This window comes from Streptomyces sp. NBC_00873, from assembly GCF_045207415.1.
GTDB lineage: Bacteria > Actinomycetota > Actinomycetes > Streptomycetales > Streptomycetaceae > Streptomyces.
This window is the reverse complement of record NZ_CP108803.1, coordinates 1,903,678-1,918,077: the sequence shown is the minus strand read 5'-3', so window position 1 is coordinate 1,918,077 and position 14,400 is coordinate 1,903,678. Positions and strand designations below refer to the sequence as shown.

13 protein-coding genes and 2 pseudogenes are annotated in these 14,400 nt (G+C 69.8%); 13 read left to right on the top strand and 2 right to left on the bottom strand.

Translation table 11 applies throughout. From position 1 onward, the window contains the following. Nucleotides 1–12 precede the first annotated feature (12 nt). The 11 genes and pseudogenes from OH809_RS08760 to OH809_RS08710 all read left to right on the top strand — a co-directional run bounded on the left by OH809_RS08760 (nt 13) and on the right by OH809_RS08710 (nt 8,772). The gene (locus OH809_RS08760; RefSeq protein ID WP_406422952.1) at nt 13–744 is read left to right on the top strand and encodes a hypothetical protein; all 732 of its coding nucleotides are present in this window, start codon (nt 13–15) and stop codon (nt 742–744) included. 61 nt (nt 745–805) lie between these two features. Further along, nucleotides 806–943: pseudogene (locus OH809_RS08755) on the top strand (sugar phosphate isomerase/epimerase); the annotation flags it as partial. A 447-nt stretch (nt 944–1,390) separates the two neighbouring features. Beyond that, the gene (locus OH809_RS08750; protein WP_406514999.1) at nt 1,391–3,823 is read left to right on the top strand and encodes a family 20 glycosylhydrolase; all 2,433 of its coding nucleotides are present in this window, start codon (nt 1,391–1,393) and stop codon (nt 3,821–3,823) included. Nucleotides 3,824–3,903: 80 nt separating this feature from the next. After that, nucleotides 3,904–4,128 (top strand): tyrosine-type recombinase/integrase, encoded by a 225-nt coding sequence (locus OH809_RS08745; RefSeq protein WP_406514998.1) that lies wholly within the window; start codon nt 3,904–3,906, stop codon nt 4,126–4,128. Nucleotides 4,129–4,166: 38 nt separating this feature from the next. After that, nucleotides 4,167–4,418 carry a hypothetical protein gene (locus OH809_RS08740; protein ID WP_037692010.1) on the top strand — a complete coding sequence of 84 codons (252 nt, stop codon included), beginning with the start codon at nt 4,167–4,169 and terminating at the stop codon, nt 4,416–4,418. Next, complete coding sequence (locus tag OH809_RS08735; protein WP_406422955.1) at nt 4,415–4,792, top strand: helix-turn-helix domain-containing protein; 378 nt, start codon at nt 4,415–4,417, stop codon at nt 4,790–4,792. Before OH809_RS08740 ends, OH809_RS08735 begins: the two co-directional genes overlap by 4 nt. A 164-nt stretch (nt 4,793–4,956) precedes the next feature. Then, nucleotides 4,957–5,466 (top strand): 2-oxo-4-hydroxy-4-carboxy-5-ureidoimidazoline decarboxylase, encoded by a 510-nt coding sequence (gene uraD / locus OH809_RS08730; protein ID WP_406422956.1) that lies wholly within the window; start codon nt 4,957–4,959, stop codon nt 5,464–5,466. A 5-nt stretch (nt 5,467–5,471) separates the two neighbouring features. Beyond that, nucleotides 5,472–5,861: a hydroxyisourate hydrolase gene (uraH, locus tag OH809_RS08725; RefSeq protein ID WP_406514997.1), complete on the top strand. Its 390-nt coding sequence runs from the start codon at nt 5,472–5,474 to the stop codon at nt 5,859–5,861. 5 nt (nt 5,862–5,866) lie between these two features. After that, nucleotides 5,867–6,799, top strand: coding sequence for a factor-independent urate hydroxylase (pucL, locus tag OH809_RS08720; RefSeq protein ID WP_406422958.1), 933 nt, complete (start codon nt 5,867–5,869; stop codon nt 6,797–6,799). A 140-nt stretch (nt 6,800–6,939) separates the two neighbouring features. Then, nucleotides 6,940–7,338, top strand: a pseudogene (locus OH809_RS08715) (solute carrier family 23 protein); the annotation flags it as partial. A gap of 45 nt (nt 7,339–7,383) precedes the next feature. Further along, on the top strand, nt 7,384–8,772 hold the full coding sequence (locus tag OH809_RS08710; RefSeq protein WP_406514996.1) for an 8-oxoguanine deaminase: 1,389 nt from the start codon (nt 7,384–7,386) through the stop codon (nt 8,770–8,772). 401 nt (nt 8,773–9,173) lie between these two features. Here OH809_RS08710 and OH809_RS08705 read toward each other — a convergent pair whose 3' ends face one another. Both OH809_RS08705 and OH809_RS08700 read right to left on the bottom strand, forming a co-directional pair. Beyond that, nucleotides 9,174–10,055, bottom strand: coding sequence for a chitosanase (locus tag OH809_RS08705; RefSeq protein WP_406514995.1), 882 nt, complete (start codon nt 10,053–10,055; stop codon nt 9,174–9,176). 368 nt (nt 10,056–10,423) lie between these two features. Then, nucleotides 10,424–11,266, bottom strand: a complete 843-nt coding sequence (locus OH809_RS08700; protein ID WP_406516237.1) for a chitosanase — start codon at nt 11,264–11,266, stop codon at nt 10,424–10,426. A 69-nt stretch (nt 11,267–11,335) separates the two neighbouring features. On the opposite strand from OH809_RS08700, the gene OH809_RS08695 reads away from it, so the two are divergent. Together OH809_RS08695 and OH809_RS08690 are read left to right on the top strand one after the other, a co-directional pair. Next, nucleotides 11,336–12,019: an alpha/beta fold hydrolase gene (locus OH809_RS08695; protein ID WP_406514994.1), complete on the top strand. Its 684-nt coding sequence runs from the start codon at nt 11,336–11,338 to the stop codon at nt 12,017–12,019. 121 nt (nt 12,020–12,140) lie between these two features. Further along, nucleotides 12,141–14,276, top strand: a complete 2,136-nt coding sequence (locus tag OH809_RS08690; RefSeq protein ID WP_406514993.1) for a hypothetical protein — start codon at nt 12,141–12,143, stop codon at nt 14,274–14,276. Nucleotides 14,277–14,400: the final 124 nt, after the last annotated feature.

Below are 14,400 nucleotides of genomic sequence, written 5' to 3'. Positions count from 1 at the left end.
GGAGTACGGCCCATGCCTGCTTCGAGCACATCAGCTCGTCCCGCCTTTCCCCGCAGCCGACGCCACCAGCCGGCCGACGCCACCACCGGCAGTGCGCGCGCGTTCCGGCGCGGGGCACTGGTCGGCGCGTTGTCCATGGCCCTGGTGGGCGGCATCGTCGCGGCAGCGGTCCTGGTCCGTCCTCCCAGCACGGCCGAGACCATCCACGCGAACGCCGCCAAGATCCGTGCCCAGGACGCCGTCCGCAACAAGCACGAAGTCAAGGTCCTCACGGGCACCACGCGCGGCCTCGTCAAGCAGCTCACCCCTGTGCTGCAGGAGATGTACCGCGCCATGCCGCCCCCGGGGGCGGGGAAGGCGAAGCCGCCCAGCGCCCAGACCGTCGCCGGATGGCGGCGCACCATCTCGTTGTCGCTGAGCGCCCTCGGCAGCCCGCCGTCGGGCGACACCTCCTACAACGTCGCGCGCGCCGGCTTCACCCAGGCGGTGAAGGCCCTGGACGACGTCGCAGCCACATACGCGCTGAGCTTCGGCGCGCCCTCCCGGCTCTCCAAGCAGCTCATCACCCGTGCGACCGCGGAGCGGGACAGCGCGCTGGTCGTCTTTTCCATTGGTGCCACGGAACTGGATGTGGCGAACATCGAGGCCGGCTACGGCCATCAGCACGTCTTCCTGCCCGTGTTCGGGGCAGGAGGCGGTCTTACCGCGGACGGCGCACCGGAAGGAAGCGAGGCACAGTCATGAGCGAACCCCAAGCCCAGACCGCTCACATACCGAGGGCGGGGGTGTGGCTGATCGGCCTGCGGGGCCGATCTCCGTCGAGTGGGAGGACGCCGGGATGGACCGGCTCGTCGGCGCCCCAGAGGCACTGGAGTTCGTGCGACGGCTCAACTTCGACCGGCCCTCGTCCGCTTTCGACGCCGCCTTCCGTTCGGGCGCCTGACCGGACTCCGTGCGGAGGCGGACGGCCCGCCGAACCCTGGTGGCCCGCCTCCGCACGGCTCCGGGTCGCGCACTCCCGTGGCTCCGGCCGGCGGTTCCGTGCGCTGCACCGCGCTCTCGGCGTAACGAGTTTTTGCTCCGGTGAGAACACCGAATGGTGACTCCCACTGCGCTGTTGACGGCGTAAATACGCGAGCTCTACCGTAGATGTCTAGACCACTGTGAACACCCTGAATGCGCTTGGCCTCATCAGGAACACTAAAACTTGAAGAGGTCTAGACCATTGATTCGCGCCACATCGCCACATCGGGTCACCGGCTCGGACCACCGAATCGGACTCCATCCTCCACGAAAGGTGCCCCTCCACGGAGCGCACCGGCTCGCCCGACCGACTGTCCTGGACGACCCGCCCACCTGACGGGCAGTCTGCCCGATTGACAGGAGACACATGCGCTTCCCCTCTTCTCCCAACGCTCCGGCGGCTCCTGACAGACGGTGGCCTGCCGCTCGCCTGCGCCGGGCGGCAGCGGCGTGCCTGGCCGGTGTGGGTGCGGCGGCCCTGCTGTCCGCCGCACCCGGCGCCGTAGCCGACGAGTCCGCCGCACCCGGCGCCGTAGCCGCCGCGCCCACCGCACCCGTGCCTCGCACCATCCCCGCTCTGCAGCAGTGGAGCGGGGGTCCGGGCGCGTATGCCTTCGGTCCGGGCACCCGACTGTTCGTCCACCCCGGCTCGGCGAAGTCCCTCACCGACGAGGCCCAGCTCTTCGCGCAGGAGCTCGCCCAGCGCACGGACGTCCAGGTACCGGTGGTCAAGGCGGCGCCGGCCCATGCACGGCCCGGCGACATCACCCTGGCCCTCGATGATGATGATGCGGACAGTGGGCTCGGCAGCGAGGGCTACACGCTGACGGCGGGCCGCACCCTGACCATCAAGTCGCCTACGCAGCATGGGGTGTTCAACGCCACGAGCACCGTGCTGCAACTGCTCGGCCAGCGCCTGACCATCCCCGCCGGGACCGCGCGCGACTGGCCGGCCAAGCCCGAGCGCGGGCTGATGCTCGACGTGGGCCGCAAGTACTTCACCGTCGACTGGCTGAAGCAGCAGATCGATGAGATGGCCTATCTGAAGCTCAACTACCTGCACCTGCACCTCTCCGACAACAACGGCTTCCGCGTGGAGAGCGAGAAGCACCCCGAGGTCGTCTCGGCGCAGCACTACACCAAGGCAGAGATCACCGAGCTGATCGCCTATGCCGGCCGGCGTCACATCACGGTGGTGCCGGAGATCGACATGCCCGGCCACATGGTGCAGGTCCTCGCCGCCCACCCCGAACTCGTGCTCAAGGACAAGAACGGCGCCGTCAACAGCAGCTTCATCGACCTCTCCAAGGACGGCACGTACACGCTTCTGAAGGACCTGATCGAGGAGTACGCGACGCTGTTCCCGGCGTCGCCGTGGTTCCACATCGGCGCCGACGAGTACGTCAACAACTACGCGGCCTACCCTCAGCTCGAGACGTACGCGAAGGCCCACTACGGCGCGTCCGCCACCGGCGCCGACACCTACTACGGCTTCGTCAACTGGGCCGACGGCATCGTCCGCGCCACCGGCAAGCAGACCCGGATGTGGAACGACGGCATCCAGAGCGGCAACGGCACCATCACGCCCGCCTCGGACATCCTGGTCGAGAACTGGTCGGGTGCCGGAATCACCCCGCAGGCCCTGACCGACCGCGGCCACACCGTCACCAACGAGCCCCGCTCGTGGACGTACTACGTGCTCGGCCGCTACAAGCCCGCGACCGCGAAGCTGTACGAGACGTGGCACCCGGACCTGTTCGACAACGGCGGCACCGTCAGCGACCCCTCCCGCAACCGCGGCTCGAAACTGCACGTCTGGTGCGACAACCCGGGGGCGGAGACCGAACAGCAGGTGGCGGGCGGCATCGTGAAACCGCTGCGGGTGATGGCCCAGCAGCTGTGGGGCTCGCCGAAGCTGGTCGCCTCGTACGCGGACTTCCAGCAGGTCATCGGCGCGGTGGGACACGCACCGGGCTGGCCCGGGAACCCGCTCCACGGCGACCTGGCACTGAACCGGCCCGTCACGTTCTCCAGCGTGGAGCCGGTGCTCGCCCCCAACTTCTCGGTCTCGAACACGGATTACCTCAGCGGCTATAACGCCGTGGACGGCGAGCCCAGCACCCGCTGGTCCAGCACCCGGTCCGACCCGCAGTGGCTGCGGATCGACCTGGGCGAAAGCCAGCCGGTAGGCAGGGTGCGGATCTCCTGGGAGGGCGCCTACGCCAAGGCGTACCAGGTGCAGGTCTCGGACGACGCCAGCACCTGGACCACCGTCCGCACGGTGACGGACGGCAAGGGCGGCATCGAGGATCTGTCCGGGCTCCAGGGCTCCGGCCGCTATGTGCGGCTCAACCTCACCCAGCGGGCCACGACCTTCGGCTACTCGCTGTACGAGGTCGAGGTGTACTCCGACGATCTGGCGCGCGGCCGCCCGGCCACCGCCTCCTCGCTGGAGACCCCCGCTTTCCCGGCCGCCGACGCGGTGGACGGCGACGCCGCGACCCGCTGGTCCAGTGCCTGGACGGACAACCCGGAGTGGATCAGGGTCGACCTGGGCGCCGACCTGCCCGTCAGCCGCGTACGGCTCGTCTGGGATGCCGCCTACGCCAAGGCGTACCAGGTGCAGACGTCGGCCGACGGGACCAACTGGACGACGGTGCGCACCGTGGGCGACGGGGACGGGGGCACGGACGAGTTGACCTCGCTCGGTGCCCACGGGCGGTACCTGCGGATCCTCGGTACGCAGCGGGGCACCGCGGAGGGGTACTCGCTGTGGAGCGTGAGCGCGTACGCGTCGTGACGCCGTGACCGGTGCCGCGTAGACAGGTCAGCGCGCGGAGAACTCCGACAGCCCGGTGACCGCCGGAGAAGGGCACAGGATTGTATGCCCTTCGGCACGCGTACGCATCGCTGCTGATTGCTGCGGGGGAGTCCGTTAAGGTCGTGTCCGAGCGACTGGGACACACCAACGCTGCGATGACGCTGAACGTCTACAGCCATCTCTTCCCCGAGTCGGAGGAACGGACAAGGGCGGCGGTGGATCGGGCGTTCGGCGCCCTGTCGGAAGAATGTGCCCTGGATGTGCCCTCTCAGTCCCAGGGCTGAGAGAAAGCGCAGGTCAGAGCCGATGCCATGGGGGCACAGTGCGATTGAGAGTGGAGTTCACCACCGAGCCCTTCGATCTCGACGAGGCACCCGCTCACGCGGTGGTGGCCCGCGAGGTGATCCAGACGGCCGAGCTGGACGCCGTGGATGTCGGCCCCTTCGGCAATACGGCGGAGGGCGGCGCCGACGCGGTGCTCACCGCGGTGGACTCCCTGCTGCGCAAGGCCCTGGAGTCCGGTGCCACCCGGGTGTCGCTCCAGGTCAACGTCATCGGGGAGGACTCGAAGTGACCGAACCCGCGGACCACCCCCTCGTCACCGCGGTCAAGCCACTCGTCGACGCCATGGGCGCCGAGCTGGTCGGGCCCGAGGACGCCCGGATCGACGACGTGGTGCTGGCCTGGGAGGGTGAGGACGTCATAGCCGTACGGCTGCCGCAGCTCTCGGAGTCGCTCGACCACATCCTGGCAGCCATGGAGCGGCGGCACGGCATGCCGCTCGCTGAGCTGGACCGCAAGGCCAAACAGTCGCTCGTACGGACCCTGGAGGCACGGGGTGCCTTCTCGGTGCGGCACGGCGTGGAGACGGTGGCTGGGGCGCTGGGGGTCAGCCGCTTCACCGTCTACAACTATCTCAACAGGCAAAATGCCGCCAAAGGTGACTAGTTGAGCGAAGACCGCGGAAGTATACGGAAGGCCGTCGTCCGGATCACCGGGCGGCGGCCTTCGACGTTCGCGGAATTTCAACAAAGTGTTGACGTGGTGTTGCGGAGGGCGTTAGCTATCCGCAGCCCGACCGACGCACAGCGAAAAAAGCCACGGAGGCTCCCGTGACTCTGAGCTCCACACCGGGCCTCGCCCGGTTCAATGCCCTGGCGGACGACGAGGCCACCGCCGCGTTGCACGAGGTGTGTGCCAGTGCGGCATGGGGAAGAGCGATCCTCTCCCGGCGCCCCTACACCACCGCCGAAGCCCTTCTCGCCACCAGTGATGCCGCCATGGCCGCGCTGACCCGCGAAGATCTGGCCGACGCGATGGCCGGTCACCCCCCGATCGGCCGCCCGGCCCCCGGGGACCCGACCTCCTCCCGCGAACAGCGGGGGATGGCCGACGCCACCGAGGAGCTCAAGGCCGAGATGCTCGAACTGAACCTGGCTTACCAGGAGCGGTTCGGACATGTCTTCCTGATCTGCGCCACCGGTGCCACCGGCGAGCAGATGCGCGACGCGGTGAAGTCCCGGATCGGGAACTCGCCCGAGCAGGAGCGCGAGATCGTGCGCACCGAGCTGGGCAAGATCAATCGCATCCGGCTGACCCGTCTCGTAACCGAAGGAGAGTGACGGTCTTGAGCACCGACACCACCGCATCGGTGTCCACGCACATCCTGGACACCAGCATCGGCCGCCCCGCCGCAGCCGTCGCCGTCATGCTCGCCGCCCGCAGTGGCGGCGACGCGCCGTGGGTGACGCTCGGCGGCTCCGCGACCGACGCGGACGGGCGATGCAAGGACCTGCCGGCGCTGCCGGAGGGCACCACCCATGTACGTCTCGACTTCGAGACCGAGGCGTACTTCTTCAACAAGCAAGCCGAGGCGCAGCAGGACGCCCCCCGCGTAAGGGACAGCGGTGCGTTCTTCCCGGAAGTGGCGATCACCTTCGCCGTCGTACCGGGCGAGCACTATCACGTACCGCTGCTGCTCAACCCGTTCGGCTACTCCGTATACCGAGGGAGCTAGCAGACATGCCCACGATTCTCGGCCAGAACCAGTACGGCAAAGCAGAGAACCGCGTCGTCAAGATCACGCGGGACGGCGACACCCACCACATCAAGGACCTGAACGTCTCGGTCGCCCTCTCCGGCGACATGGGCGACGTCCACTACTCCGGCTCCAACGCCAACGTCCTGCCGACCGACACCACCAAGAACACGGTGTACGCGTTCGCCAAGGAGCACGGCATCGAGTCCGCCGAGCAGTTCGGCATCCACCTCGCCCGCCACTTCGTGACGTCGCAGGAGCCGATCCACCAGGCGCGCATCCGTATCCAGGAGTACTCCTGGGAGCGCATCGCCACCTCGGACAACAACTCCAAGTTCATAGGCTCGGACGAGGTCAACCACTCCTTCGTCCGCAAGGGCCAGGAGCTGCGCACCAGCCAGATCACCTACGACGGTGAGAGCTGGCAGGTCATCTCGGGGCTCAAGGACCTTACGGTCATGAACACCACCAACTCGGAGTTCTGGGGTTACGTCAAGGACAAGTACACGACGCTCAAGGAGGCGTACGACCGCATCCTGTGCACCGACGTCGCTGCCGCCTGGCGCTACAACTGGACCAGCGACGACGACCGGATGCCCAACTGGGAGAAGTCGTACGAGCAGGCCAAGAAGCACATCCTGCAGGCCTTCGCCGAGACGTACTCCCTCTCGCTGCAGCAGACCCTCTACCAGATGGGGTCGAGGGTGATCAACAGCCGCAGCGAGATCGACGAGATCCGCTTCTCCCTGCCGAACAACCACCACTTCCTGGTGGACCTGGAGCCCTTCGGTCTCAAGAACGAGACCGCCGACGGCGCTGTCTACTTTGCGGCGGACCGCCCGTACGGACTCATCGAGGCCACCGTGCTGCGGGACGGCATCGAGCCGCAGATCCCGGTCGACATGACCAACCTCTGACGCGGCCCTGAGCCGGTCCCCACCCGCCGACGGGCGGGGACCGGCCGAACCGGAGGGAAACCCCATGGCACAGCCCGCAACGGGCCCGGCAGCAGACGGCCCCTGTACCGCACCACCGGAGAACTCCGTCCATCCGGTGGACGAAGGTACGCAGCCGCTACGTCGTCGCCGCGGCGGGCGGAGCTCTGATCGTCCTGGGCGTCTTCCCCGCCCTCGGCGCGGTCGTCTCCCTCGTCCGGATGCCCGTGCTCGGTGGCGCCGGAATCGTCCTTTTCGGCTCGGTCGCCGTCAGCGGCATCCGTACGCTCTCCGAGGCCGGACTCGACGACAGCTCCAACATCATCCTGGTCGCCGTGGCGCTCGGCGCGGGCATCATCCCGCTCGCCGCGCCCGCCTTCTACGCCGGATTTCCGTCCTGGGCGCAGACCGTGCTGGGCTCCGGGATCAGCGCGGGAGCGCTCGTCGCGGTCCTGCTCAACCTGTTCTTCCACCACCTCGGCACCCACAGCCGCACGGCTGTGGCACTCAAATCCTCCTAGGGTCCTGCCGTGCCCACCTCACCACAGAGAGACGAAGGAAGCGCCATGGCAGCCCCTGATCGTGTGGAACGCATCGTCATCGAGAACTGTTCGATCGCGACCGTGGACGCCGACGACACCGAGTACGCCTCGGGCCATGTCGTCGCCGCGGGCAACCGCATCGAGCGCGTAGGCGCCGGCCGGGCCCCCGAGGGGCTGGAGAACGTCGTGCGACGCATCGACGGCACCGGGCACCTTGCCACCCCCGGCCTGATCAACACCCACCACCACTTCTACCAATGGATCACCCGGGGTCTGGCCACCGACCACAACCTCTTCGACTGGCTGGTCGCCCTCTACCCGACCTGGGCGCGCATCGACGAGCCGATGGTCCGCGCCGCAGCCCAGGGCTCGCTCGCGATGATGGCCCGCGGTGGTGTCACCACCGCCATGGACCACCACTACGTCTACCCACAGGGCTCCGGCGACCTGTCCGGCGCCATCATCGGAGCCGCCCGCGACATGGGCGTACGGTTCACCCTCGCCCGCGGTTCCATGGACCGCAGCCAGAAGGACGGCGGGCTGCCGCCGGACTTCGCCGTCGAGACGCTCGACGGTGCGCTCGCCGGCACCGAGGCGGCCATCGACGCCCACCATGACGGCTCCTTCGACGCCATGACGCAGATCGCCGTCGCACCCTGCTCGCCTTTCTCCATCTCCACCGAACTGCTCCGCCAGGGAGCCGAGCTGGCCCGCCGCCGCGGGGTCCGGATGCACACCCACGGCTCGGAGACCGTGGAGGAGGAGAAGTTCTGCCACGAGCTGTTCGGCATGGGCCCGACCGACTACTTCGAGTCGACGGGCTGGCTCGGCGACGACGTATGGATGGCTCACTGCGTCCATATGAACGACTCCGACATCGCCGCGTTCGCCCGCACCGGCACCGGCGTCGCGCACTGCCCGTCCTCCAACGCCCGCCTCGCGGCAGGCATCGCCCGGGTTCCCGACATGCTGGCCGCGGGCGTCCCCGTCGGCCTCGGCGTCGACGGCACCGCCTCCAACGAGTCCGGTGAACTCCACACCGAACTGCGCAACGCCCTCCTCATCAACCGCCTCGGCGCCCACCGCGAAAAGGCACTGAATGCCCGTCAGGCCCTGCGCCTGGGAACGTACGGCGGCGCCCAGGTCCTCGGCCGCGCGGACCAGATCGGCTCCCTGGAGGCCGGCAAGCTCGCCGACCTGGTGCTCTGGAAACTGGACACCCTCGCCCACTCCTCCATCGCCGACCCGGTCACCGCGCTCGTCTTCGGCGCCGCCGCCCCCGTCACCCTCTCCCTCGTCAACGGGAAGACGGTCGTCGAGGCCGGCCACCTGACCACGGTGGACGAGGACGCCATCGCCCGCGTCACTCGCGACGAGGCCCGCCGCCTCGCGCAGATCGCCGCCGGGGCCTGACGGCTCCGGGGCACCTCCCCCAGAACGGCCGGCCGGAGGGGGACGGCCCTCGGCCGGCCGCCGTGGACCCGAGCGGGGTCCACGGCGGCCGGTCCGGCGAACACGCACGCAGAAGTGCGCGTTCGCCGGACCGGTGACCCAAGCTGCCGCACCAGCTGCACGACCTGCCCCACCTGCACCACCTCCCTGACACCCACGTCGTCTTGACGTGTACCCGACCGGTCCTCAATCTGGCCTTCAACCACCTGGGCGGGAAGCCGGAGGCGGAGAACGAGAAGGAGCCCTCCGTCCCGGCAACGGCTCCGGTGGGCGCGCACTGAGCGCGGCCGGTACGGCGTTGTGGCGCGCACGGCGGGAGCCGTACGCGCCACAAACGTATTCCGGGCAGGTCCGGGCGGGACTCAGCCGATGTGGTAGCTGTCGCCGTACACCTTCCACTCCGGCGGCGGATCCAGGTTCAGATTGCCCTTCTTCAGGAAGACCCGCTGGGCGGTGTCCACCCGGCTGGTGTCCGAGTGGGCTCCCTCCTGCTGCAGCGCCCAGACCCGCGCGTCCAGGAAGGCGTTGAGGTAGGTCACCTCGTTGCCGCCCTGCGACGGCGGCTTCGCCCTGGCGAGCGCGCGCTTGCGGATGGAGCTGAAGCTGGTGCTGTCGCTGCCGTCGCCGTGCGTGACGATGGCGTCGTAGTACGCGAACTGGCCGAGCGTGCCGATGCCGTCGGCCTTCGCCCGCTCGACAGCCGGGTTGAAGTACGCCCGGTCCCGTTCGTCGTTCTGCGCCTGCTTGAAGGCCGGGTCCGACGCGGCGGTCGCCCAGTCCTCGGCGAAGTTCGGGTCGAGGTCGTCGTGCGAGTCGGTGCCGTTCACGTCCCGCAGAGCAGGCAGATACTTCGCGAGGACGTTGCCCGGCTTGCGCTGGGTGTACAGCTCGACGAGGTCGAGCATGTCACCGGTGCCGGAGCAGAAGCCGATGATGCCCGCGGTGTAGCCGCGGCCGTCGCCGATGTCCTCGATGTATTTGTACTGCGCCTTCCAGTCGAGTGAGGAGTTCTCCGCGCTGGAGAGCAGCTGCATGGCGATCTCCTTCTTCGCCGGATTGTCCAGCCCGGTGGCGGCAGCCGCGTGCCGGGTGGCGGGGACCTCCTGGCGCACGGCCGGATGCGTGGGGGCACCGGCGTAGGCGGTGGCGGATGTCGCCGTGAGGGTCACCCCGAATGCGACCAGCGCGAGCCGTACGGGGCGAGTGTTGCGACGTGCGGCGTGCCGATGGGCAGCGGGCACCATTCCTCCAAAGGGAGTTCGTCGTTCCGGATCCGCTAGGAAGCTTTCCTATCAGAGTGGAGTGAGAGTCGTGGTGGAGTGAGAGTCATGCACCTGTTCGGCGCAAGCGAGTTGAGTCCGGCTCCGGCTCCGGCTACGGAAAGGCCCCGCACCACGCGCAGGACGCGCGGTGCGGGGCCATACGGGGCGGCCTGCAGATCAGGGGCGGACACCCTCTGGCCGATGGCTGTCAGCAGTCGGGGTAGGCCACGTGGATCCATACGCCTGTGGGGCCACCCTGCAGGTCGCCCATGGCTCAATGCCCACACTGGACACGGCAGTTGAGATTTTGACCCCGTTTTCGTTGACCGTGCAGACCGCCGATCGCGGGTTCAGGGTTCGTCGATACGGTAGCTGTCGCCGTAGACCTTCCAGGCGAGCGGCGTTTCCAGTTGGAGTCTGCCCTCGCGTACGAAGACCCGCTGCGCCGTTTCGACGCGACTGGTGTCGGAGTGCGAGGGTTCCTTGCGGATCGCGGTGACCCGGGCATCGAGGAAGGCGTTCAGATACGTCACCTCGTCGCCGCCCCGGGACGGCGGTTCGGCGGCGGCGAGAGCCTCGCGGCGGATCGTACGGAAGCCGACCGTGCCGTCCGAGTCGGCGGACCCGTGCATCACATAGGCGTCGTAGTAGATGAACTGGCCCAGGGCGCCGAGACCGTCGTCCTTTCCCTGTTCGACCGCCGGATCGAAGTATGAGCTGTCCCGTTCGGCATCCTGCGCCGACCGGAACGCGGGGTCGGCGGCCGCCTTCACCCATGCGTCGGTGAACGGGCGCCCGAGGCCGTCGTGCGCGTCGCTGCCCTGCACCGCGCGCAGAGCGGGCAGAAACCGTTCCAGCGGGTTGCCGGGGCGCGCCGATGCGTACCGCTCGACGACCTTCAGCATGTCGCCGGTGCCGGAGCAGAAGCCGATGATGCCCGCGGTGTAGCCGCGGCCGTCGTCGATGTCCTCGATGTATTTGTACTGCGCCTTCCAGTCGAGCGTGGAGTTCTCCGCGCTGGAGACCAGCTGCATGGCGATCTCCTTCTTCGCCGGATCGTCCAGCCCGGCCCCCGGGGCGCCGTTGCCGGAAACGGGCTCGGGCGAGCGCCCGGAGCACCCCGCCAGCAGGGCTGCCGCCGTGACCAGAGCGGTGACCAGAGCCGTGGCGGGGGCGAGCACGGAACGCGGAATGACCTTCACTTCTCCAGCCTGCCAGGCGCGGGGAAGGATCTTGGTCCGTTCGCCTGTAGCGTCTGGGGTATGGAAGATCAATCTGTTGTGGATGTCGGCGACGTCCGGCTGGCGTACCGGACCTGGGGCGACCCGTTCGGCTCGCCCGTCGTCCTGCTGCACGGCCTCGGCGGTTCCGCCGCGAGCTGGGAAGCGGTCGGGAGCCTGCTCGGCGAGGAATGGCGGGTGTACGCCCTCGACCTGCGCGGGCACGGGGAGAGCGACTGGCCCGACGAGTACTCCTTCGAGCTGATGAGGGACGACGTCCTCGGCTTCCTCGACGAGTGCGAGCTCGACCGTGTCGGCCTGGTCGGCCACTTCATGGGCGGCGTCGTCGCCCATCTGCTCGCCCAGGAGCACGCGGACCGGGTGGAGCGCCTGGTGCTGGTGGAGACCCCGCCGCCGTTCCCCGGTGAGCCGAGGCCCGCCGCGCAGCCCGAAGAGCCCGTCGACTACGACTGGAATGTCGTCGCGCCCATCCGGGCCCAGGTCGCCGACCCCGACCCGCAGTGGGCGGACGGTCTCGGCGAGATCGTCGCGCCGACGCTGATGATCGCCGGTGGCCCGGAGAGCACCATGCCGCAGGGCCGGCTGGCCGACATGGCCTCCTTGATCCCGGACTGCCGGCTGATCACGCTCGGCGGCGGCCACCGGGTCCACGAGACCCACGCCGACCAGGTCGCCCAGCAGATCACCGAGTTCTTCACCAGCTGAAACCCCGGCAGCCGGCTGAACCCCGGAGCGGGGTGCCCCCGGGAGCCGGCGAACCGCGCCGGTCGGCATCGTGGGCGGGGCCCAGGGGGCATTGTCAGTGCCGGGTGCCAAGATCGTCCGCATGGAGCTTGCACTGTTCTTCGCCGAGGTCGACGCCCAGCCGTGGGCCGAGCTGCATCATGCGTACGGAAGCGCCGCCGATGTGCCCGACTGCCTGCGGGCGCTCGTCGGGGACGACGAGGACGCGGCGTCCGAGGCGCTCTCCGAGCTGTACGGCAGCATCCTGCACCAGGGGTCTGTGTACGAGGCGACGGCCCACGCGGTGCCGTATCTGGCGCGGCTCGCGGAGGCCGGGTACCGCACGGAGGATCTGCTGGTGCTGCTCGGCGGGATCGCGGAGGGCGGCGAGGACCAGGGGGAGACGGATGAAGCCGCCTGCCGGGCAGCCGTCGTCGCCCAACTGTCGTTGATCCTGGGCTGGATCGCCGACGAGAATCCCGGGTTGCGGCAGGCCGCCGCGTGGACCGGGGCCATGACAGGGGCATCCAGTCAGGTGCTGCCGGTGCTCCGGAGGCGCTGGGCGGAAGAGACGGATCCCCTTGTCCGGGCCGAGCTCCTCGGTGCCATCGCCCATCTGGACCCGGCAGGGAGCGCCGCCGAGGCGACCGAAGCCATGGGTGCGGGCGAGCCGGGCGAGGTGAGGATCGCGGCCCTGCTGGCCGGCGTCGACGCGGGCCGGCCCTGGGGCCTCGCCCAGCACGAAGCGATGCTGGCGCTCCTCCCGGCCGACGGGCTGGTCCAAAGCCGCCTCGACCAGGAGCGTAACGAACCGCTGCAGTATGTCGTCGAATCCCTGCTGCTCCGTGACACCCCGGAGGGCCGCGAGGCGGCGTACGCTCTGCTCGATGCGGCACTGCGCAGCCCCGACCCCGATGCCCGCGCCGAGGCGCTGTGGGCGGCCGAAACCGCCTGTCAGCTCTCGCGCAGTGCGCCCGAACGGCTGGTCGCGCCCCTGTGTGCCCTGATGGCCGACCCGGCCGCCGTGCCCGCGGCGTACTCGCTCCTCAAGAAGCTGGGCACCCATGGAGCGGTGGCTGCCCCGGTCCTGGCCGAACTCGCCGCAGGGCAGGGTGATCCGGCGGACCGGGCGCTCGAAGCGCTTGTCGCCGTGGCCCCCGCGCAGGCCGCGCCGCTCCTCGCCCGGGACCTGGGGCAGCGCCCGCGCGCGCTCGGTGCCGTATGCGGCTTCCCGGCCCGAGGGGCAGCTGCCCTCTCGTTCCCGTACGACCCCGACCTGCTGGACGCGATCCGTGTCCGCCTCGTCGCAGACGATCTCGAGGGCAATGAGCCGTTCTGGCTCACGGCCCTGCTCACCGCCTGGGGGAGCCGGGCGTCCTCCGCCCTGCCTGAACTGCGGTCCGCGCTGGCGCGGTTCCCGAAGGTCGTGCCCAAGGCGCTGGTGGCGGTCTGCCCGCCGACACACCGTGCGGAGACGGCGGAACTCCTGACCACCGCGGCCCGCTCCGGACCGAAGGCGGGCAGGCTCGCGGCGGCCGGGGCAGTGCACGAGCTGACCGGCGACTCCGGCCCCCTGCTGGCAGCGACGGCCGCACAGCTCGCCGAGGGTGACTACGACGTACGGGAGGCTGCGAGCTCCGCCGGCGAACTGGGCCCGGAGGCAGCCGATCTGGTGCCCGCCCTGCGGTCCGCTCTCACCGTCCCCGAGCCGAACCGCACCATCCCGCAGCTGGACGGCGATGTCGAGATCGCCACGGCCCTGTGGCGGATCACGGGCGACGCGGAGGAGGCGGTGCCGGTGCTCGCCGGGGTGCTCGCGGAGGTCGGACCGGCCTGGATGCGCTGGACGTTCATCCGCGCCGCGCGAGCGGCGGCCCTCATCGCAGAGGCGGCCCGCCCGCTGGTCCCCGCTCTGGAGGGCCTGCTGACGGACCGGCAACAGACCCCGGCCGCGGTACTCGCCCTGCACGCGATCGCACCCGAGACCCTCGACGCCCCTCGGCTGGCCGGCCTGCTCCTGGACGCCGCGGAGGCGGACGCCGAACCCGTCACCGCCGTCGAAGCCCTGGTTGCCCTCGGCCCGACCGCCCTCACCGACGACCACCTGAACCGGCTGACCGCCCTCGCTGAAAGGGACCTGCGGGTGACGGCTTCAGGACTGGAGTCAGGCATCGCTCCGGCCGACGAACAACTACGCGACCGGGTGCGCGAGGCGGTGCGTACGCTGCGACCGCACTGACGGCGCGTGCGGGATCGCTGCGCGCCGCAGGACATGACGGCCCAGCCCCGCCGCCCGCGACCGCCGATCCGGAGGGCCGTGCCGGCCCTCCGGCACGGCCCTCCGGATCGGCCGGCCGTGGGAC

What these genes read in the sequence shown, in the direction of transcription:
- OH809_RS08705 (WP_406514995.1), bottom strand. Translation starts at nt 10,055, where the DNA reads ATGGTGCCCGCTGCCCATCGGCACGCCGCACGTCGCAACACTCGCCCC.
- OH809_RS08710 (WP_406514996.1), top strand. Translation starts at nt 7,384, where the DNA reads ATGGCAGCCCCTGATCGTGTGGAACGCATCGTCATCGAGAACTGTTCG.
- OH809_RS08690 (WP_406514993.1), top strand. Translation starts at nt 12,141, where the DNA reads ATGGAGCTTGCACTGTTCTTCGCCGAGGTCGACGCCCAGCCGTGGGCC.
- pucL (WP_406422958.1), top strand. Translation starts at nt 5,867, where the DNA reads ATGCCCACGATTCTCGGCCAGAACCAGTACGGCAAAGCAGAGAACCGC.
- OH809_RS08760 (WP_406422952.1), top strand. Translation starts at nt 13, where the DNA reads ATGCCTGCTTCGAGCACATCAGCTCGTCCCGCCTTTCCCCGCAGCCGA.
- OH809_RS08750 (WP_406514999.1), top strand. Translation starts at nt 1,391, where the DNA reads ATGCGCTTCCCCTCTTCTCCCAACGCTCCGGCGGCTCCTGACAGACGG.
- OH809_RS08695 (WP_406514994.1), top strand. Translation starts at nt 11,336, where the DNA reads ATGGAAGATCAATCTGTTGTGGATGTCGGCGACGTCCGGCTGGCGTAC.